This window comes from Mesorhizobium sp. C416B, assembly GCF_030323165.1.
Classification (GTDB): Bacteria; Pseudomonadota; Alphaproteobacteria; order Rhizobiales; family Rhizobiaceae; genus Mesorhizobium.
Genome location: NZ_CP100471.1, coordinates 1979986 through 2000271, shown reverse-complemented (window position 1 = coordinate 2000271; position 20286 = coordinate 1979986). Strand labels below are relative to the sequence as shown.

18 protein-coding genes and 2 pseudogenes are annotated in these 20286 nt (G+C 63.2%); 16 read left to right on the top strand and 4 right to left on the bottom strand.

Translation table 11 applies throughout. The features are described from left to right. Positions 1–7: 7 nt before the first annotated feature. Genes NLY43_RS09970 through NLY43_RS09955 form a run of 4 tightly spaced genes read left to right on the top strand, consistent with a single transcriptional unit; the run spans position 8 to position 3554 of the window. On the top strand, positions 8–1015 hold the full coding sequence (locus NLY43_RS09970) for an ABC transporter permease (RefSeq protein ID WP_023710063.1): 1008 nt from the start codon (positions 8–10) through the stop codon (positions 1013–1015). After that, the gene (locus NLY43_RS09965; protein WP_023710062.1) at positions 1008–1856 is read left to right on the top strand and encodes an ABC transporter permease; all 849 of its coding nucleotides are present in this window, start codon (positions 1008–1010) and stop codon (positions 1854–1856) included. The genes NLY43_RS09970 and NLY43_RS09965 overlap by 8 nt, the downstream gene beginning before the upstream one ends. Beyond that, positions 1853–2731, top strand: coding sequence for an ABC transporter ATP-binding protein (locus tag NLY43_RS09960; protein ID WP_023710061.1), 879 nt, complete (start codon positions 1853–1855; stop codon positions 2729–2731). Before NLY43_RS09965 ends, NLY43_RS09960 begins: the two co-directional genes overlap by 4 nt. Then, positions 2724–3554, top strand: a complete 831-nt coding sequence (locus tag NLY43_RS09955) for an ATP-binding cassette domain-containing protein (RefSeq protein WP_023710060.1) — start codon at positions 2724–2726, stop codon at positions 3552–3554. The genes NLY43_RS09960 and NLY43_RS09955 overlap by 8 nt, the downstream gene beginning before the upstream one ends. 141 nt (positions 3555–3695) lie before the next feature. Here the strand turns inward: NLY43_RS09955 and NLY43_RS32705 are convergent. Next, positions 3696–3893 (bottom strand): annotated as a pseudogene (locus NLY43_RS32705) (VOC family protein); the annotation flags it as partial. Between NLY43_RS32705 and NLY43_RS32700 the strand changes: the two are divergent. The 7 genes and pseudogenes from NLY43_RS32700 to NLY43_RS09920 all read left to right on the top strand — a co-directional run. Next, a pseudogene (locus tag NLY43_RS32700) lies at positions 3889–4227 on the top strand (VOC family protein); the annotation flags it as partial. The pseudogenes NLY43_RS32705 and NLY43_RS32700 sit on opposite strands and share 5 nt — an antisense overlap. Positions 4228–4370: 143 nt before the next feature. Next, positions 4371–6665, top strand: a complete 2295-nt coding sequence (locus NLY43_RS09945) for a bifunctional salicylyl-CoA 5-hydroxylase/oxidoreductase (RefSeq protein WP_023710058.1) — start codon at positions 4371–4373, stop codon at positions 6663–6665. Beyond that, positions 6662–7435, top strand: coding sequence for an SDR family NAD(P)-dependent oxidoreductase (locus tag NLY43_RS09940; protein ID WP_023710057.1), 774 nt, complete (start codon positions 6662–6664; stop codon positions 7433–7435). Before NLY43_RS09945 ends, NLY43_RS09940 begins: the two co-directional genes overlap by 4 nt. Beyond that, positions 7429–7899: a MarR family winged helix-turn-helix transcriptional regulator gene (locus tag NLY43_RS09935; RefSeq protein ID WP_023710056.1), complete on the top strand. Its 471-nt coding sequence runs from the start codon at positions 7429–7431 to the stop codon at positions 7897–7899. Before NLY43_RS09940 ends, NLY43_RS09935 begins: the two co-directional genes overlap by 7 nt. Next, positions 7896–8708, top strand: a complete 813-nt coding sequence (locus NLY43_RS09930; protein ID WP_023710055.1) for an enoyl-CoA hydratase family protein — start codon at positions 7896–7898, stop codon at positions 8706–8708. Before NLY43_RS09935 ends, NLY43_RS09930 begins: the two co-directional genes overlap by 4 nt. Then, positions 8708–9856, top strand: coding sequence for an acyl-CoA dehydrogenase family protein (locus tag NLY43_RS09925; protein ID WP_023710054.1), 1149 nt, complete (start codon positions 8708–8710; stop codon positions 9854–9856). The genes NLY43_RS09930 and NLY43_RS09925 overlap by 1 nt, the downstream gene beginning before the upstream one ends. A gap of 54 nt (positions 9857–9910) precedes the next feature. Further along, complete coding sequence (locus NLY43_RS09920; RefSeq protein ID WP_023667806.1) at positions 9911–10306, top strand: RidA family protein; 396 nt, start codon at positions 9911–9913, stop codon at positions 10304–10306. A 23-nt stretch (positions 10307–10329) separates the two neighbouring features. Here the strand turns inward: NLY43_RS09920 and NLY43_RS09915 are convergent, their stop codons facing one another. After that, a complete protein-coding gene (locus tag NLY43_RS09915; RefSeq protein ID WP_286460991.1) occupies positions 10330–11421 on the bottom strand; it encodes an LLM class flavin-dependent oxidoreductase in 1092 nt (363 codons plus the stop codon). 120 nt (positions 11422–11541) lie between these two features. On the opposite strand from NLY43_RS09915, the gene NLY43_RS09910 reads away from it, so the two are divergent. From NLY43_RS09910 to NLY43_RS09890, 5 genes are all read left to right on the top strand, one after another. Next, positions 11542–12303, top strand: a complete 762-nt coding sequence (locus NLY43_RS09910; protein ID WP_023710053.1) for an HpcH/HpaI aldolase family protein — start codon at positions 11542–11544, stop codon at positions 12301–12303. Between the two features lie 156 nt (positions 12304–12459). Further along, a complete protein-coding gene (locus tag NLY43_RS09905) occupies positions 12460–13659 on the top strand; it encodes a pyridoxal phosphate-dependent aminotransferase (protein WP_023710052.1) in 1200 nt (399 codons plus the stop codon). Between the two features lie 77 nt (positions 13660–13736). Further along, positions 13737–14534: an ABC transporter substrate-binding protein gene (locus NLY43_RS09900; protein WP_023710051.1), complete on the top strand. Its 798-nt coding sequence runs from the start codon at positions 13737–13739 to the stop codon at positions 14532–14534. A gap of 150 nt (positions 14535–14684) precedes the next feature. Then, positions 14685–15359, top strand: a complete 675-nt coding sequence (locus NLY43_RS09895; protein WP_023667812.1) for an amino acid ABC transporter permease — start codon at positions 14685–14687, stop codon at positions 15357–15359. Positions 15360–15404: 45 nt separating this feature from the next. Further along, positions 15405–16676 (top strand): cysteine desulfurase-like protein, encoded by a 1272-nt coding sequence (locus NLY43_RS09890; RefSeq protein ID WP_023682725.1) that lies wholly within the window; start codon positions 15405–15407, stop codon positions 16674–16676. A 7-nt stretch (positions 16677–16683) separates the two neighbouring features. Here NLY43_RS09890 and NLY43_RS09885 read toward each other — a convergent pair whose 3' ends face one another. Beyond that, on the bottom strand, positions 16684–18645 hold the full coding sequence (locus NLY43_RS09885) for a 3-hydroxyacyl-CoA dehydrogenase NAD-binding domain-containing protein (protein WP_023710050.1): 1962 nt from the start codon (positions 18643–18645) through the stop codon (positions 16684–16686). Between the two features lie 223 nt (positions 18646–18868). After that, entirely contained in the window at positions 18869–19846 is a 978-nt protein-coding gene (locus tag NLY43_RS09880; RefSeq protein WP_023667815.1) for a UDP-glucuronic acid decarboxylase family protein, read from the bottom strand. Between the last annotated feature and the right edge of the window lie 440 nt (positions 19847–20286).

The window sequence follows — 20286 nt, the reverse complement described above, 5'->3', positions numbered from 1 at the left end:
CACCAGAATGCTCCTGCAACGATTCCTGATCCGTCTGCTGACGATGCTGATCACGCTGTTCGGCGTGGCTGTCGTCGTCTTCGTCGTGATCCGCGTCGCGCCTGGTGACCCGATCGCCATGATGCTGCCCCCCGGTGCGACAGATGCCGACATCGACCGGCTGCGTGCACTCTACGGGCTCGACAAGACCATCGTGCAGCAATTCTTCATCTGGCTGTCCGGCGTCGTCAGGGGCGATTTCGGCACCTCGATTTCGCTCAGGCAAGATGTGCTCAGCCTTGTCTTCAATCGTTTGCCGGCAACGCTGGAACTTGCCATCATCGCGCTCTTCATGGCGGTTGGGCTCGGCGGCACGACGGCGATCCTCGGAGCCCGCGAGCGCGGCACGGCGGTCGAAGCCGGCATCGATATCGCCAGCGGCGCCGCCCTTTCCATTCCCGATTTCCTGTGGGGCCTCGTGCTGATCCTTTTGTTTGGCGTGCTGGTGCCGATCTTCGATATCTCCGGCCGCGTGTCGCCGCAGCTCGATCTGCCCTTCGTCACCCAGTTCTATTTCTTCGAGAGCTTGCTTCGGCTGCGCTTCGACCTGACCTGGGATCTGCTGAAACACATGCTGATGCCGGCAGTAGCCTTGGCATTGCCGCTGGCGGCAATCATCGCGCAGTTGCTGAAACAGTCGCTGAAGGAAGTGCTTGACCTCGACTATGTCGTTCTGGCCCGGGTGAAGGGGTTTTCGGAAACGCAGGTTATCCTGCGCGAGGCGCTGAAGAACGCTGCCTTGCCGACACTGACTCTCGTCGGCGTCCAGTTCACCTTCCTTGTCGGCGGCACGGTCATCGTCGAGCGGCTGTTTTCCTACGAAGGGCTCGGCAACATGGCGATCGATGCCGTCATCAACCGCGACCTGCCGCTGATCCAAGGCATCGTGCTGGTGTTCGCGCTGCTGTTCGTGCTGATCAATCTTGGCGTCGACATGATGTACGCGCTGCTCAATCCGAGGCTGCGCCATGGATGAGGCACGCATCGCCCGGCGCGGACTCGGCCCGAGGCTGTGGCTGGCCGGCGGCTGGCTGCTGCTGGCGCTGCTGGCCGCGATCTTCGCGCCGCTGGTCGCACCGCAGGACCCGCTGGCGCAAGACCTGATGCTGGAACGGCTGCCGCCATTCTGGATGAGTGGTGCGGAATCCGGCTATTGGCTGGGCACCGACAGCCTCGGCCGCGACCTTCTCTCCCGCCTGATCTTCGGCGGCCGCATCGCCTTCATCGTCGCTTTTGCGGCGGCGATTGCCGCCTGCCTCGTTGGCTCGACACTCGGACTGGTCGCCGGCTATTTCGGTGGCTGGGCCGACCGGATCATTTCGCGCATCGTCGATGTCTGGATGGCGTTTCCGCCGGTGCTGTTCGCCATCCTGCTGGTCGCGGTGCTCGGCACTGGCCTCAGCTCCGTCATCCTCGCCATCGCCATCATCGACTGGACGCGCTTCTGCCGCGTGATCCGCGCCGAAGCGATGGGCCAGTCGCGCATGGACTATGTCGAGAACGCCCGCATCGCCGGCTATGGCCGCATCGGCATCATGCTGCGCGAGGTGCTGCCTAATGTGGTGCCGTCAGTCGTGGCGCTGCTGTCGCTGGAAATGGGCATCGCCGTCATCGTCGAGGCGATCCTGTCCTTCGTCAATCTGTCGATCTCGACCGACGATCCGACCTGGGGCGGCATCATCGCCGAGGGTCGGCTGTCGATCCACCAGGCCTGGTGGGTGCTGGTGTTTCCGCTGATCACGCTGATCCTTACCGTGCTGTCGTTCAGCCAGTTCGGCGAGGCGCTGAAGACGCGCTTCGATCCGGTGCTGCGATGAGCGCTTGCCTGGATATTGCCAATCTGAGCGCCGTGCTGCCGAACGGCCAGCGCGTGCTGCGCTCGGTGTCGCTCTCCGTGCAGCGGGGTGAGGTGCGTGCTCTTGTCGGCGAGAGCGGCGCCGGCAAGACGATGATCGGCAAGGCGGTGCTCGGTGTGCTGCCGTCAAGCGTGCGCATCGTCGAAGGCGCCATGCAGCTCGAAGGCGAAGACCTCGGCAGGCTGCAGCCCAAGGCAAGGCGCACGCTGATCGGCGCCCGCACGGCGCTGATCCCGCAAGATCCGTTGACTGCGCTCAACCCGTCGCGCCGCATCGGTCCGCAGATGACTGACCGGCTGGTGCGCATTCTCGGCTGGAACGGTGACAAGGCGGACAAGCGTATCCGGCAATTGTTGGATGAGGTGCAGATCCGCGATCCCGACCGGGTGCTGAAATGCTATCCGCACGAGCTGTCCGGCGGCATGCGCCAGCGCGTGCTGATCGCCGCCGCCTTCGCCGCCGAGCCACGGCTGATCGTGGCCGACGAGCCGACAACCGCGCTCGACGTTACCGTGCAAAAGCAGATCCTGCGACTGATCGCCGAGCTGCAGCGCGAGCATGGCACCGCGATCCTGTTCGTCACCCACGATCTCGGCGTCGTTGCAAAGATCAGCCAGCAAGTGTCTGTGCTCTACGCCGGCAAGGTGGTGGAAGAGGCTGACACAGCCGCTCTCTTCGCCGCGCCTGAGCATCCCTATACGCGGGCATTGATGGCCGCTACGCCGCGCTATACGGATCCCTTTGCCTCGCTGATGCCGGTGGACGAGACCGTGCTGGCCGGGCTTGCCGCTGAGATCGATGCGGCAGACCAGGCGTGGAGGCGGCCGCATGGTTGAGCCGCTGTTTTCCGTGCGCGGGCTGAAGGTGGCGCTGCCCGACATGACCCGCAAGCCGCTGATCGGCCGCGCGCCGCTGGCCGAGATTTTGAAAGGCCTGGATTTCGATTTGCCGAGAGGTTCGGTGACCGGCATCGTCGGTGAATCCGGGTCCGGAAAATCGACGCTCGGCCGCACGCTTGTCAGACTTCTGGAGCCGAGCGTCGGCAGCATCCATTTCGAGGGCCGCGATATCGCCCATCTGCCGGATGCAGAGCTGCGACCTCTGCGCCGCGACCTGCAGATGATCTTCCAGGATCCGATGTCGTCGCTCAACCCGCGTCGCACCATCGCCAGCATCATTGCCGCACCGCTCAAGCAGAATGGGCTTGGCGACAGGCTTAGGGAACGCGTCGCCGAGGCATTGCATCGCGTCGGCCTGCCGCAAAGCTTCGCCAGCCGCTATCGGCATGAACTGTCGGGCGGCCAGCGCCAGCGCGTCGGCATTGCGCGCGCACTGGCGCTGTCGCCGAAATTCGTGCTGGCCGACGAGATCGTCTCCGGCCTCGACGTGTCGACGCAAGCGCAGATCCTCACCTTGCTGGAGAAGCTTGCAGCGGAGATGGGGCTGACCGTCGCCTTCATCAGCCACGATCTGTCGGTGATCAGGCGGCTCTGCCAACAAGTCATCGTCATGCGCGAAGGCAGGATCGTCGAGGCGAGCGCCACCGATGCGCTGTTCGACAATCCCAAGGAGACCTACACGCGCGACCTGCTTGCCGCCATTCCGCTGCCCGAGATCGATGCGGACTGGCTGCGGCCAGCGGCGAAAGCGCCGGAATAGGATTGTTCATCTGCACGCCCAACAGCGGGCCTCGGACGTGCAGAAGAGCAAAATCAGCCCGCGAACGGAGGGTAACATGAACTATGCAGCCCGCGGCACGATGCTTGCCGCGATCCTGTTCGGCTCGATGGGAGCGGCCTCGGTGACCTGCTCGATGACAGCCTTCGGATCGACGCCCAGAAGATCCTGCATGAAGGTGCCCTTGTCGTCGGCAAAGGGCCCGAACGACATCGCCTTCTTGCAACCGACGACCTCAGTGAAGAAGTCGACCGCCTGCTTCATGTCGGGAACCGTTATGCCGGTGTGGTCGCCGCGCATGCCGGGGATCGAATCGGCCATGGTGCGTTGCGGCTATGGATCGAACATCGAGCTGTTCAAATACACCGCGCCTGACCAGAAGGATTTGACGCCGAAGAACAGCGATATCGGCGGCTTCCACATTGCCTTGTATGTCGATGATGTCGCCGCGGCGAAAGCCTATCTCGATGGCAAGGGTGTGAAGACGCGGATGGGGCCGCTGCCGGTCAAGGAAGGTCCGGCCGCCGGCCAGACCATCCTCTATTTCCAGGCGCCATGGGGATTGCAACTGGAGGCGATCAGCTATGCCGATGGGATGGCCTATGAGAAGGGCGCCGAGACCGTTCTGTGGAGCCCGAAGAACCCGGAGAAGTGATTTCCGGAGCGTGCTTGCGGGACCGATCCACAAGCGCGCCACCCCGTGCCCAGACAATCACTTCACTATGAAACTTTAAGCTTGAAATACCTCACCTCTGGCGCGATACTTGAGATGCAGCAAGCGAAGAGGAGATCGCACGGATGAAGGTTGCGGTTCTCGGCGGCGGACCAGCCGGCCTCTACTTTGCGATTTCGATGAAGCTCAGAGACGCCGCGCACGAGGTCACGGTGTTCGAGCGCAACCGCGCCGACGATACGTTCGGCTGGGGCGTCGTGCTGTCGGCCGAAACACTCGACAACCTTGCCAAGAACGACCCGGTCAGCGCCGTCTGGATCAAGAAGCATTTCGCCTATTGGGACGACATCGCCGTCATCCATGACGGCGTGCGCACGGTCTCGTCGGGACACGGTTTCTGCGGCATCGGCCGCAAGCGGCTTCTGATCCTGCTGCAGCGGCGTGCCCGCGAACTCGGCGTCAAGCTGATGTTCGAAAGCGATATCGCCGACCCTCAGCCCTACATGGAGACGCATGATCTGGTCGTCGCCGCCGACGGGCTGAACTCAAGGGCGCGCAACACCTTCGTCGAAGTCTTCAAGCCCGACATCGACACCCGCAAATGCAAATTCGTCTGGCTCGGCACCAACCAGAAATTCGACGACGCCTTCACCTTCATCTTCGAGAAGACCGAACATGGCTGGGTGTGGGCGCACGCCTATCAGTTCGACAGCGAGACAGCGACTTTCATCGTCGAATGCAGCGAACAGACCTGGGCTGCCTTCGGCTTCGGCGCGATGTCGCAGCAGGAATCGATCGCCGTCTGCGAGCGCATCTTTGAGAAGCATCTCGGCGGCCACGCGCTGATGTCCAATGCCAATCACATCAGAGGTTCGGCCTGGATCAATTTCCCGCGCGTGCTGTGCGAACGCTGGTCGTACAAGAACCTGGCGCTGATGGGCGATGCCGCGGCCTCGGCGCATTTCTCGATCGGCTCGGGCACCAAACTCGCATTGGAAAGTGCGGTCGCGCTGGCCGAGTATGTCAAAACCGAACCGGACCTCGCCGCCGCCTTCCGCAAGTATGAGGATGCGCGCCGCACCGAGGTGCTGAAGCTGCAGTCGGCAGCGCGCAATTCGCTGGAGTGGTTCGAGGAGGTCGAGCGCTATCTCGGCCTCGATCCGGTGCAGTTCAACTATTCGCTGCTGACCCGCTCGCAGCGCATCAGCCACGAGAATTTGCGGCTGCGGGATGCCAAATGGCTTGAAAGCGCCGAGGAATGGTTCCAGCGCCAGGCGGGGGCAGGCGGCAACAGGCAGCGCCGGGCGCCGATGTTCGCGCCGTTCAGGCTGCGCGACATGCAGCTCAACAACCGCATCGTCGTTTCGCCGATGGCGCAGTACAAGGCTGTCGATGGCTGCCCGACCGACTGGCATTTCGCCCACTATGCCGAGCGGGCCAAGGGCGGCGCCGGGCTTGTCTATATCGAGATGACCTGTGTCAGCCCGGAAGGACGCATCACGCCCGGCTGTCCCGGCTTCTATGCGCCCGAACATGAGGTTGCGTGGAAGCGGCTCGTCGATTTTGTCCACACCGAGACCGAGGCGAAAATCTGCGCCCAAGTCGGGCATTCCGGGGCCAAGGGCTCGACCCGTATCGGTTGGGAAGGCACCGACGTGCCGCTCGCCTCGGGCAATTGGCCGGTCATGGCGGCCTCGGCGATTGCATGGTCACCTGAGAATCAGGTGCCGAAAGCCATGGACCGTGCTGACATGGACAAGGTGCGCGACGAGTTCGTGACCGCCACCCAGATGGCCGATCGCTGCGGCTTCGACATGCTGGAGATCCATGCCGCGCACGGCTATCTGCTGTCGTCCTTCATCACGCCGGTCACCAACCGGCGCACGGATGAGTATGGCGGTTCGCTGGAAAATCGCATGCGCTATCCCCTGGAAATCTTCCATGCGGTGCGTGCCGCCTGGCCGGCGCGAAAGCCGATCTCGGTGCGCATTTCGGCCAATGACTGGGTCGGCATCGAGGGTGTGACGCCGGCCGATGCGGTGGAGATCGCGCGGATGCTGCATTTGGAAGGCGTCGACATATGCGACGTCTCGGCGGGCCAAACCTCGATTGCCGCCAAGCCTGTCTATGGCCGCATGTTCCAGACGCCGTTCTCGGACCGCATCCGCAACGAGGTCGGCATGGCGACGATGGCGGTTGGCAACATCTACGAGCCTGACCATGTCAATTCGATCCTGATGGCTGGCCGCGCCGACCTGGTGGCACTGGCACGGCCGCATCTCGCCGATCCCTACTGGACGCTGCATGCGGCAGTGACGCTCGGCGACCGTGGCGTCAAATGGCCGGATCCCTATCTGCCCGGACGCGACCAGATCTACCGGCTGGCCGAGCGCGATGCGGCGGCGGGGCTGAAAGTATGACGACGGCCTCGGCGATTTCAGGCAAACATGCGCTGGTCACCGGCGGCGGTTCCGGCGTCGGTCGGGCCATCGCACTCGCGCTGGCCGAGGCCGGCATCGAGGTGACCATATGCGGACGGCGCGACGCCGAGCTTGCCAAGGTGGCAGGCGAGAACGGCCGCGTTCACGCCATGCCGGCCGATGTTACCAACGAGGCGGCGATGACATCGCTCTACGCGCAGGCGGAAGCCTTGCGCGGCCCGTTCGACATCGTCGTCGCCAATGCCGGCATGGCCGGCAGCACGCCGGCGCACAGGACCTCGCTTGCCGACTGGCAGCGGACGCTCGACGTTAATTTGACCGGCGCCTTCCTGACGGTGAAGCCGGCGCTGGCCGGCATGGCCGCGCGCAAGGCAGGCCGGATCGTCTTCGTTGCGTCCACCGCGGGACTGAAAGGCTACGCCTATGTCGCGCCCTATGTGGCGGCCAAGCACGGCGTGGTCGGGCTGATGCGGGCGCTGGCGGCCGAGACGGCGAAATCCGGCGTCACCGTCAACGCCGTGTGCCCCGGGTTTGTCGAGACCGACATGCTGGAGGCATCCGTCCAGCGCATTGTCGAAAAGACCGGCCGCTCGGCTGGCGAGGCGAGGGCGAGCCTTGCCTCGACCAACCCGCAAGGCCGCTTCATCCAGCCGCAAGAAGTTGCCGCGGCGGTGCTTTGGCTGTGCGGCGATGCGGCGGCGTCGATCACCGGACAAGCAATTTCGATCTCAGGAGGCGAAACATGGTAGCCGGCCCATTGCCCGTACCGTCGGGGCCTGGCAAGGACCGGCTGCGTCTTTGGATCAGGCTGCTGCGTGCCTCGCGCACGATTGAGGCCGAACTGCGCGAGCGCCTGAAGAAAGAATTCGATACGACGCTGCCGCGTTTCGACGTCATGGCCGCCCTCTACCGCGCGCCGGAAGGCATGCTGATGAGCGATCTGTCGCGCTTCCTGCTGGTATCCAACGGCAATGTCACCGGCATTGTCGACCGACTGGTTTCGGAAGGCTTGGTCGCGCGCGCGCGCCGCAATGGCGATCGCCGCACATCCATGGTGCGACTGACCGACGAGGGTTCCAAATCTTTTGCCGCAATGGCCGCGGCGCATGAGGGTTGGATCGGAGAATTGCTGGCCAAGGTCAGCGAGGAGGATGCGCGTCGGCTGACCGGCATGCTGACCTCGTTCCGCAGCAACTGGGAGGGACGCGAATGACTGCGATGGCCGGCCTCAAGCCGAAGCACTTCCTCTGGGAGGTCGAAGGCAGGATCGCCAGGGTGCGGCTCGACCGGCCGGAGCGCAAGAATCCGCTGACCTTCGACAGCTATGCGGAACTGCGCGACACGTTCCGCAACCTCGTCTATGCCGACGACGTCGACGCCGTGGTGTTCCTGTCCAATGGCGGCAATTTCTGCTCGGGCGGCGATGTCCACGACATTATCGGCCCCTTGGTCAAGATGGACATGAAGGAGTTGCTCGCCTTCACCCGCATGACCGGCGATTTCGTCAAGGCGATGCTCAATTGCGGCAAGCCGATTATCGCGGCTATCGACGGTGTCGCGGTCGGCGCCGGCGCCATCATCGCCATGAGCGCCGACATCCGCATCGCCACGCCGGAGGCCAAGACCGCTTTCCTGTTCACCCGCGTCGGGCTTGCCGGCTGCGATATGGGCGCGTGCGCGATCCTGCCGCGCATCATCGGCCAGGGCCGTGCCGCCGAATTGCTCTACACCGGCCGCACGATGACGGCAGCGGAAGGCGAGCGCTGGGGCTTCTACAACAGGCTTGTCGATGCCGCAGTGCTCGAGGCCGACGCGCTCGAGATGGCGGCGCGCATCGTCTCGGGCCCGACCTTCGCGCACGGCATCACCAAGACACAGCTCAACCAGGAGTGGTCGATGGGGCTCGACCAGGCGATCGAAGCAGAAGCGCAGGCGCAGGCGATCTGCATGCAGACGCGTGACTTCGAGCGCGCCTACAAGGCCTTCGTCGCCAAGAAAAAACCGGTGTTCGAGGGCAATTGATGGCTGACAGGAGTTTCCTCAACTGGCCGTTCTTTGAAGATCGCCACCGCGAATTGGCCGAAAGGCTGGAAGCATGGTGCGCCAGGAACCTGCCGGTCGATCACCATGACGTCGATGCCGCCTGCCGCGAGCTGGTGGCGAAACTTGGCCGCGACGGCTGGCTGAAGCCGACGGCGCTCGATACCGACAATCCGGGACCGCTCGATGTCCGCACCTTGTGCATCACGCGCGAGACGCTGGCGCGCCATGACGGGTTGGCCGACTTCGCCTTCGCCATGCAGGGGCTCGGCACCGGCGCGCTCAGCCTGTTCGGCACACCCGACCAGCAGCAATGGCTGGCAAAGACCAGGGCCGGCAAGACGATTTCCGCCTTCGCGCTGTCGGAGCCACGCTCCGGGTCGGATGTCGCCAACACCGAAATGACCGCGATCCGCAATGACGACTTCTATATCCTCACCGGCGAGAAGACCTGGATTTCCAATGGCGGCATCGCCGATCTCTACGTCGTCTTTGCCCGTACCGGCGAGGCGCCGGGCGCTAAGGGACTTTCCGCCTTTCTCGTACCCACCGACACCAAGGGGCTTGGCATCGCCGAGCGCCTTGAAGTGATCGCGCCGCATCCGCTGGCGCGGCTTTCCTTCGATCAGGTCCGGGTGCCGGCCTCGGCGCTGATCGGCAAACCGGGAGACGGCTTCCGCATCGCCATGTCGGTGCTTGACGTGTTCCGCTCCACGGTCGGCGCGGCGGCACTCGGCTTTGCCCGCCGGGCGCTGGACGAAAGCATCAGCAGGGTGGCCGAGCGCAAACTTTTCGGCGCTCCGATGGCAGAGCTGCAGATGGTGCAAGGCCATATCGCCGACATGGCGCTGGACATCGATGCCGCAGCGCTGCTGGTCTACCGCGCTGCCTGGACCAAGGACATGGGCGCGGCTCGTGTCACCCGCGAGGCGGCGATGGCCAAGCTGTTCGCCACCGACAAGGCGCAAGAGGTGATCGACAAGGCTGTGCAGCTGCATGGGGGGGACGGCGTCCGCAAGGGCCATATCGTCGAGAGCCTCTATCGCGAGATCCGCGCGCTACGCATCTACGAGGGCGCATCCGATGTGCAGAAGGTGGTGATCGCACGGCAGGTGATGGGCGCGGCCTGACGGCGATGTATTTGATTTGAGATTGATCTTTAAGAATACCGGGGAAGCTTGAAAATGCACGAGATCCTGCAGCCGGAGGGCTGGGCGAAACCGGTCGGCTACGCCAACGGCATTGCTGCGCGCGGCAGGCTCGTCTTCGTGGGCGGACAGGTCGGCTGGAACGGGCAGTGCCAGTTCGAGACCGACGATTTCGCCGGCCAGGTGCGGCAGACGCTGCAAAACATCGTCGCCGTGCTGGCGGAAGCCGGCGCGGAGCCTCGGCACATCACCGCGATGACCTGGTATTTCACGGACAAGGCCGAATATCTCGGCAATCTCAAGGGTATAGGCGAGGCCTATCGCGAGGTGATCGGCCGGCATTTCCCAGCGATGGCCGCCATGCAGGTGGTGGCGCTGGTGGAAGATCGCGCCAAGATCGAAATTCAGGCAACCGCCGTCATTCCGGATTAACGAATTCGTTATTCCCGGATTGGTCAGCAGCGCAGCCCCGCCCGCTTCAGCAGCGGAAATACGTGGTCGCAGAAATAGGGCAGTTCCTGGGTGTAGTTGACGAACGACAGCGCGATGCCCTGGTAGCCATGCCCGGCTATTGCCGCCATCTCGGCGGCAATCGTCTCCGGCGTTCCAACCAGCGGGTAGGTGCCGGCGCCGCCGGCGAAACGCTGCCGGTAGCGGTCATAGGCATGCGGGTCATGCGACTGCGAGAACTCCTTCTTGCCTGCCATATGAGCATCGACCGCATCGTGGTCGACCAGATCGACGGCATAGCGCGTGTAGTAGGCCTGCGCCTCTTCCATGGTTGGACGGCAGACGACATGCGCCACCGTGTAGACGCCGACGTTGCGGCCAACCTTGTCGGCCCGCTCGCTGATGTCGGCGACATGCTTGCCGGCATCGCTCATTTCCGAAAAGGTCGTGAACAGATAATCGCATCGGGCGGCGGCGAAATCCCGGCCCGGGCCACCGAAAGCAGCGTTCATGGTCACCGGGCGTGGAACCTGCAGGCTCGCCGGCCGGCTCACCGCCTCCTTGAGGCGATAGTAGGTGCCTTCATAGTCCAGAGGCTGGTCCGAGGCGTAGAGCTTTTCCAGGATTTCGATCCATTCGGCGGCCTGGTCGTAGCCCTTCTCGACCAAAGGCGTGCCGAACATGCCGAATTCCTTCGGGTTCCAGCCGCAGACGATGTTCAAGCCGGCGCGGCCCTGGCTGATATGGTCGACAGTTGCCAGCGCCTTGGCGGCATAGAGCGGATGCACCAGCGGCACATGCACGGTCATGAACAGGCCGATCTGCTCGGTGGCCACGGCCAGAGCTGCTGCCCAGGTGAAGGTCTCGAACGACCATTCGCGCACCTTGTTGCGGCCGCCAAAGCCACGCCAGCGCGCGATCGGAAGCATAAATTCCAGCCCGGCGCGGTCGGCGATCTGCGCCGCCGTCAGATTGTCCTGCCAGCTTGCCGTCCAGCGTTCCGGCACATCGGTGATGGCCAGACCGCCATCGGCATTGGTCGAAAAGACGCCGAGCTTCAGTTTGTTCGAGCCGTGCAGGGGATGCGTTTTGATCATCATGGGAACTCGTGGCGGGAGACCGACACGCTAGGCCGGCGCAAAAATATTTCAAGCCTGAAATAGCTTCGCCTCGCCGCCGATTGCGGATATGAATTTGGAGGGGAAAAGGGGATGGATATGAGCGCGTTCCGTCAGAAGTGCATCGGCAAGACCAATCTCGTCGGCTCCTTCGCCGCTATTCCCCATCCCGTCGCCGTCGAAGTGATGGCGCTCACCGGCCTCGACTTCGTCTGCATCGACTGGGAACATGCCCAGATCGCGCGCGACACGATCGAAACCATGGTGCGCGCGGCCGACGTGCATCGCGTGCCGGCCATGGTGCGTGTTCCCGGTCATGCGCCGGAAGCTATCCAGGCGGCGCTCGACAGCGGCGCACAAGGCGTGCTCGTGCCGCGCGTCTCGACCGCTGCTCAGGCCGAGGCGGCGGTGAAAGCCTCGCGCTATCCGCCGCTGGGCGAGCGCGGCGTCGGGCCTGGCCGCGCGGCCGGCTATGGCTATCGCATTCCCGAATATCTGGCCGCGGCCAATGACAGGGTGGTCGTCGCGGTCCAGGTCGAGACATCGGAGGGGCTGGCCAACATCGAGGCGATCGCGGCCATAGACGGCATCGATGTGGTCTTCGTCGGCCCCGGCGATCTCTCCGTGTCGATCGATGCGATCGGGCCGAAAGGCGTGGACAAGCTCAATGAGGCGATCACAAGGATCATCCGCGCGACCGTCGCGCATGGCAGGACATCGGGTATATTTTGCGCCAGCCCACAGACGATCAGCCAGTGGGCCGCTATCGGCGCGAGCTTCTTCGTGCTGGCCAGCGATACGATGTTTCTTGGCGCCGGCGCTGCGGCCAACTGCACCGCTGCGCGCGCCGAGCTGGGGTGAGACGGGCGGGATCGGGCAAAAACTTTTTAAGCTTAAAACTTTTTCCTTGAAAAGCGCAGCACATTGGATAGCATCCAAACTCGATGGCGACTGTCGTGTCGGTGGGGCTTGCCGGGCAGTCCGTCGCGGTGCTCCGGGTGGGAGGGGTTTCAGTCCTTGTCGTTCATACTGCCCCAGTCATCGTCCAGCGCGCGTTATGCTTTCGACGGCGTACGTGCCCAGATCCGTGACCTGCACACCGAAAACATTGCCAACCTTGCCGTGCGCGCCCGAGAACTGGGCGACGTGATCGCGCTCTGGTACGGCGAAGGCGACATGGTGACGCCCGCTTTCATCCGCGACGCGGCGAAGGCCGCCTTCGATGAAGGCCAGACGTTCTACGTCCCTAACATGCGTGGGCACCCCCTACTGAACGAGGCGCTGTCGGAATACCAAACGCGCATTCACGGCCGGACGATCCCGATTGCGCGCACCACGGTCACGCCCGGCGGCATGCAGGCGCTGTACCTGGCGCTGGAACTGCTGGTCGATACCGGCAGCAACGTCGTCTATGTCGCGCCGCAATGGCCCAACATCCACAACGCCATCCATCTGATCGGCGGCGAGCCAAGGCCGTTTTCGCTCGACTTCAAGGGCGACTGGCATCTCGATCTCGACCGGCTGTTCGCCACTTGCGATGCGCGCACACGCGCGATCTTCCTGTCGACGCCGTCCAACCCGACCGGCTGGACCGCGTCGCGCGAGGAGATGCAGGCGCTGCTCGACTTCAGCCGGCGCACCGGCATCTGGATCATCTCCGACGAGGTCTATGGCCGGCTCTATTTCGACGGCAATGTTGCTCCTTCCATCCTGCAGATCGCCGAGGATAGCGACCGGGTGCTGTCGGTCAACAGTTTTTCGAAGGCGTGGGCGATGACCGGCTGGCGCATCGGCTGGCTGACGCATCCGTCGGGGGTGGCCGACCAGCTTGGCGCCATGACGCAGTACATCAACAGCGGCACCGCCGCGCCTATCCAGGCAGGCGCTGTCGCCGCCATCCGCCAAGGCGAGCCGCTGGTCGAGGAGATCAGGCAGCGGATCAAAACCGGCCTCGACCTTGCCTATGACAGGCTGGCCCAGATTCCCGGCATCATCCTGCCGACGAAACCGCGCGGAGGCATGTATGCCTTCTTTGCCATGGACGGCGAAAGCGACGCCCGGCAGGCCTGCGCCAGGATACTGGAGACGGCGCGCGTCGGGCTGGCTCCCGGCCACCTCTTTGGAAATTCGGCAGCGGCCTTCCTGCGGATGTGCGTGTGCCGTGAACGCGACCAGATAGCGACCGCGCTCGAGCGCATGGTCGCCGCCATGAATTGACGCCCCGCTGGGAGGTGGGACGGCAACAAACCGTGCGGGAGCAAACCCGCCCGATCAACAACCGGAGGGAACACAAAATGAGCTTCACTCGTCGCAACCTGCTTCTTCTCGCCGCCACGATCGGCATCGCTGCCGGCCCGGCCACCGCCTTTGCCGCCGATGTGCTCAATGTCGGCGCCTACCCGACCAATCCGCCCTTCGAATACAAGAACGAGAGCGGCACGTTCGAGGGCTTTGAAGTCGACATCGTCAACGAAGCGGCCAAGCGTGCCGGCATGACCACCGACATTGCCGACCTCGGCTTCCAGGCGCTGTTCGCGGCTGTCAGTTCCAACCGCATCGATGTCGCGATCTCCTCGATCACCATCACGCCGGAGCGACTGAAAACGCTGTCCTTCACCCAGCCCTATTATGACTCCGACATGGGCATTGCGACGAAGACCGATAGCGCTGTTAACACCGAGGCCGACCTCAAGGGCAAGATCGTCGGCGTGCTTTCAGGCTCGACCGGCGAGACCTGGGTCAAGGCGCATCTGGAGGCTGACGGCTACAGCGACGTGAAGGGCTATGACACGCAGCAGAACCTGCTGCTCGACCTCAGCGCGGGCCGCGTGGACGCCGCCGTCAGCGATATTCCGGGCATGGAATACTCCTTCACCAAGATGAAGGACCTCAAGGTCAAGCAGCGCATCAAGACCGGCGAACAGTACGGCCTGATGATGAGCAAGGACCATCCGCTGCTCGGCAAGCTGAACGACGTGCTGACCGCGATGAAGAAGGACGGAACGCTGGCCGCGATCCACAAGAAGTGGTTCGGCAGCGACGCGCCAGCCGATTCCTCGACGGTCAAGGAAATGCCGCTGCCCAAGGCCTGACCGGCAATGCACTTAAATCGTGCCGGCTCCCGGGCCGGCACGATTCATTTCACGCTCCGGCGCCTGCTGCCGCACGGATAGCCTCATGGGAGGCAAGGTCGATTGGTTTTAACTTGAGCATCCTTTGCTCTGGGGTTCGGGAACGCTCCCATGTCGCTAATCGACACCTTCTTCAATCCTGACGTGATCATGTCCAGCCTGCCGGCGCTGTTGCGTGGCTTCCTGAACACGCTGCTGCTCGGCATTTTGAGTATCGGCATCGGCATTCCCATCGGCCTGGGGATCAGCCTGTTGCGGCTCTATGCGCCGAAGCCGCTGCGCTGGCTGGCGGTCGGCTACACCGACATCTTCCGCGCCCTGCCGGTGCTGGTGGTGCTGATCCTGATCTATTATGCGCTGCCCTTCCTCGGCATCCGTCTGTCGTCCTGGGCCTCCGCCGTGACGGCGTTCGCCATCATCATGTCGGCCTATTCAGCAGAAGTGTTCCGCTCCGGCATTGAGAGCATTCCGAAAGGCCAATTCGAGGCAGCACAGGCGCTCGGCCTGCCTTTCCTTTTGACCTTGCGCAAGGTGGTGCTGCCGCAGGCGATCCGCGTCGTCATCCCGCCGATGACCAGCAATTGCGTCTCGATGTTCAAGGACACGTCGCTCGCTTCCACCGTTGCGCTGCCTGAACTGTTGAAGGAAGCGACCAACGCGCAGTCGCTCTATGCCAATCCCTCGCCGCTGATCGGCGCCGCTTTGGTCTATCTCATCTTCCTCTGGCCGATGGTCCGCCTCGTCAGCCTGCTCGAAGACCGCTTCAAGACCGAGAAGACGCGCTGACCTCATCAACCGTCCCGCTTCCCAAGCCATTCGCAGGAGATACAGTTGAGCAATTCCCAAGCCGCCGGCGGCTTTCCGGTCGACACCATCCGCGCCATGTTTCCGGCCTTGCAGCGCGCCGGTGATTTCATCTTCATGGACAACGCCGCCGGCGCGCAGATCCCGCAGAGCGTGCTCGACGCGGTGACCAATCACCTGGTCTCGCACAATGTGCAGCGTGGTGGTCGCTATGGGCGCTCGGTCACGGTCGACCAATCGGTTGCGGATGCTCGGACGAGCGTGGCCTTGCTGATCAACGCCTACAGTCCGTCGGAAATCTGCTTCGGCATGAACGCCACCTCGTTCATTCGCCTGGTCAGCCTCGGCATCGGCCAGATGCTGGCCAAGGACACAGAGCGCGACGAGATCGTCATCACCGATATGGACCACGACGCCAACATCGCCACGTGGCTGGCGCTGGAGCCCGCCGGAGCCAAGTTCAAATGGTGGCGCATGCGCGAGGACGGCAACCTGCATGTCGACGACCTCAAGCCGCTGGTTTCCGATCGCACCCGTCTCGTCGCCTGCACGGTGACCGCGCATTCGATCGGCTCGATCGTCGACGTCGCTTCGGTGGCCGCGATCGCGCATGCGGCCGGCGCCGAAGTGTTCCTTGACTGCGTGCATTACGGACCGCACGGGCTGATCGACGTGCAGGCCTGGGACTGTGATTATCTCGTCTGCTCCGGCTACAAGAATTTCTCGCCGCATATGGGCTTTCTGTGGGGCCGCTTCGAAACGCTGAAGCGGCTGCCGACCTTCCGCGAGGATTTCATCCCCGACGAGCCGCCTTACAAGGTCGAGGCAGGCACCTTCATCTACGAGAACGTCTCGGGCATGGATGCCGCAGTGCAGTACCTGGAACTGATCGGCCGCAATCTGGCGCCCTCCAACAACCGCTCGCGGCGCGACAACATCGTTGCCGGCATGGGCGCCATCCGCGATTACGAAGTGCTCCTGGCGCGTGAGATGCTCGCCGTGCTCAAGGGATGCAATGCCACGATCTACGGCGTCGCCGAGGAAGCCCGCATCAACGAACGCGTGCCGACATTCTGCTTCAACATCGGCAAGCTGTCGCCGCAGCGGATCGTCGAGGAAATGGCTGACATGCAGATCGGCATCCGCGACGGCCATATGTATGCGCCCCGGCTGATGAAGCGTCTCAACCTGTCGATGGACAGCGGCGCCATCCGCGCCTCGCTGGTCCATTACAACACGGTCGACGAGGTCAGGCGTTTCGGCGAGGCACTGCGCGCCGTCATCGCAAGGCTGTCGTAGCTGGTCCTTAAACCTCTCCGGCGCGGAACATCGGCCCGCCCTTGTGGGCCGGGAAGCCATAGCCGTTGATCATCACCAGATCGATGTCGGAGGCACGCGCCGCGATGCCTTCGGCGAGTAATGCCTTGCCCTCGTCGGCCATTGCCGCCAGCAAGCGCGTGACGATCTCATCGGGCGAAAAGCGGCGCGGCACGATGTCCTTGGCCGCCCGAACGGCCTCGATCAGCGCGGCCACTTGCGGGTCGCTCCTGCGCTCGCCGTCGGAATAATCGTACCAGCCGCGCCCGGTCTTGCGGCCGAAGCGGCCGGCCTCGCACAGCCGGTCGGCGATCTGGACATAACGTGCTTGCGGATCGCGCATCGCCGCCTGTCGCTTGCGCCGCGCCCAGGCTATCTCCAGCCCAGCCATGTCGTTGACCGCGAAGATCCCCATCGGGAAGCCCCAGGCCTCCAGCGCGGCATCCACCTCTTCCGGTGCTGCGCCATCCTCCACCATGAACTCCGCCTCGCGGCGGTAGGCCGAATAGAGGCGGTTGCCGATGAAACCCTCGGTAACGCCGCACACGACAGGCAGCTTGCCGAGCTTCCTGACGAACGCGATAGCCGAGGCGAGCACATCGGGCGCCGTCGCCGCGCAATCCACCACTTCGGTGAGCCGCATGACGTTGGCCGGGGAGAAAAAATGCAGGCCGGCGATCCGTTCGGGCCGGGCGGTTGCCGAGGCGATCTCGTCGGGGTTGAGGTAGCTGGTGTTGGTCGCCAGTATGGCGTCGGGGCGGACGATACGATCAAGCTTCCGGAAGAGTTCGGTTTTTACCGCGAGATCGTCGAACACTGCCTCGATGACCAGATCGGCCTGCACCAGCCTGCCGGCGTCACTGGCCGCTTCAAACCGGCTCAGCGCCTCCCTGCGGGCATGATCGGTGAGTCGGCCGGATTGGACCGACTTGTCGAGAAGGCCGGCGATCCGCTCGTATCCTTTTGCCGCGGCGTCGTCGTTCTGCTCGATGCCGATTACGCGATAGCCGGCATTCAAGGCCGAGACCGCGATGCCTGCACCCATCAGGCCGGTTCCGACGATACCGACGGTCTCGACCTTGCGAGGCGTGACACCCTCCAGCCTGTCGACTTTGCTGGCTTGCCTCTCGGCAAAGAAGACGTGGCGCAACGCTGCCGCTTCGCGAGAATCCCGGAGGCGCAGGAAGGTCGCGCGTTCGTCCGCAAGACCGTCCTCAAGCTTGGCCGTGGACGCGGCCTGGACCAGTCTCACGGCTTCTGCAGGCGCCATCTGCCCTCGGTTGCGGGAAAGTACCTTCTTTGCGGCTGCCGCGTCGGCCTCAGGTTGCGAGCGCGGGACGGAAAGCGCGCCCGTGCGCCACAGCGGTTGGCCAACGAGACGGCGGGCGACGTCGAGCGCGCCTTCGGGAAGATCGTCGGCAATGGTATCGATCAGACCGAGAGCGAGCGCTTCGTCGGCATTTGCGGGCCGACCCGTGCCGATCAGGTCAATTGCGGCGACCGTGCCGATGAGGCGGGGCAGGCGTTGGGTTCCGCCGGCCCCAGGCACTAACCCGAGCTTGACCTCGGGCAGGCTGAAGCTGGCCGCCTTGCTGGCCACCCGGTAGTGGCAGGCCAGCGCAATCTCGCAGCCGCCGCCGAGCGCCGCGCCGCCTGCTGCCGCCACGATCGGTTTGGCGAAGCTCTCGATCGCTTCGATCACGTCAGGCAGTGTGGGCGAGACAGCGGGCTTGCCGAATTCCTTGATATCGGCGCCACCGATGAAGGTGCGCCCAATGGCGGTCAGCACCACGGCAGACACTTCATCCGACGCCGCACGCCCAAGCGCAGCCATCAGTCCGGCCCTGACATGGAAGGACAGCGCGTTGACCGGCGGATTTTCGATCGTGACGACGAGAACGCCATCGACGATCTTGCCTGTGACACTCTCGGAAAATCGTGCTGTGTTCATGGAGTTTTATCCCGGAACGACGGCAAATCTTCCTCCTCCTTCTGCTCTCCGCCAAATGCCGGTGTCCCGGCTCGGACGGATGAAGCGCCATGGTTCTTCAAATAATTTCAAGCTTAAAATAATTAGAATTCAAAAAACTTCAAGCCTACCGGAGTCGACTGCAAAAGGCGTCGCTACCACGACGGTGATCGGTCAGACTTGACGGTTGCACTGCGGTGCCGGGTCAAGGCGAGTTTGTGGAAACCTTCGGCAGCAGGGCTTTGAAATAGTCGATCGTCTGTTGCAGCCCGGCTTCCAAAGTCACCGTCGGCTCCCAGCCGACAAGCCTTTTGGCAAGGGTGATATCGGGCTGGCGGTGCCGCGGATCGTCTTGCGGAAGATCGCGGTAAATTATATCCGAACCTGATCCGGTCATCTGCGTCGTCAGTTCGGCCAAGCGCCTGATCGTTACTTCCCTTGGATTGCCGATGTTTACTGGACCGGTCACCTCCGGCCCCGTATCCATGAGGCGCAGCATGCCGCTCACCAGGTCGTCGACGTAGCAAAACGACCTTGTCTGTGAGCCGTCGCCGAAAATGGTTATCGGTTCACCACGAAGCGCCTGCACGATGAAATTTGAGACAACCCTGCCGTCTGCCGGGTGCATGCGCGGCCCGAACGTATTGAAAATCCGCGCGACCTTGACCCACAAGCCATGTTGTCGGTGATAGTCGAAGAACAGCGTTTCGGCGCAGCGTTTGCCTTCATCGTAGCATGAGCGCGGCCCGATCGGGTTTACATTGCCCCAGTAACTCTCCGGCTGCGGATGCACAGACGCGTCACCATAGACCTCGCTGGTGGAGGCCTGAAAGACTTTGCATTTCAGCCGCTTTGCCAGTCCAAGAACATTGATGGCGCCGTGCACGGCGGTCTTGATCGTCTGAACCGGGTCGTACTGGTAGTGAACAGGCGAGGCCGGACACGCCAGGTTGTAAATCTCATCGACTTCGACGTAGAGCGGAAAGGTCACGTCATGGCGCATGAATTCGAAGCGGGGATGCTTGGCCAAATGGTCGATATTGCGCTTTGATCCGGTGAAAAGGTTGTCGACACACAAGATTTCGTCGCCTCGTTCCAACAGGCGGTCAATAAGATGCGAGCCGATAAACCCTGCGCCCCCGGTAACGAGAATGCGTCTGCGGCTGTCATAGAGTCTGGCCAATTTCTGCTCCCAGGCAAATGCTGATCGACCAGATATGGGTCGCCACACGCAGGATACGACGTGTCCGCAGCCAATGCACAAGGACCAAACTGAAATTTCGCAGATCCGCTCGGTGCCGATGCGAATTCCGATCCGGGCATTTGGTTTGATCAGAAGGCACGATTGAGGCCGATAGTGGCCTATGGATTGGCAGCAGAGAATATCAGCCCTGTCGTCAGGGCCGCCGCTGCGTAGATGGCCGGCAGAACCTGACGGTTCACCCCAATCCGCAGCAGAGAGTGGCTCGAAACCCGGTCCTGCTGGATTTATCCACAACATCGATGGCATCGGCGGATGGCAACATGAAACATGGCAACGACCATTTTTCATGAGACATTCCTCTTCGCGATAGAGCATCGTTGAATTGGCCAACAGGCTGCCATACAAGCACGTCGGCTCAA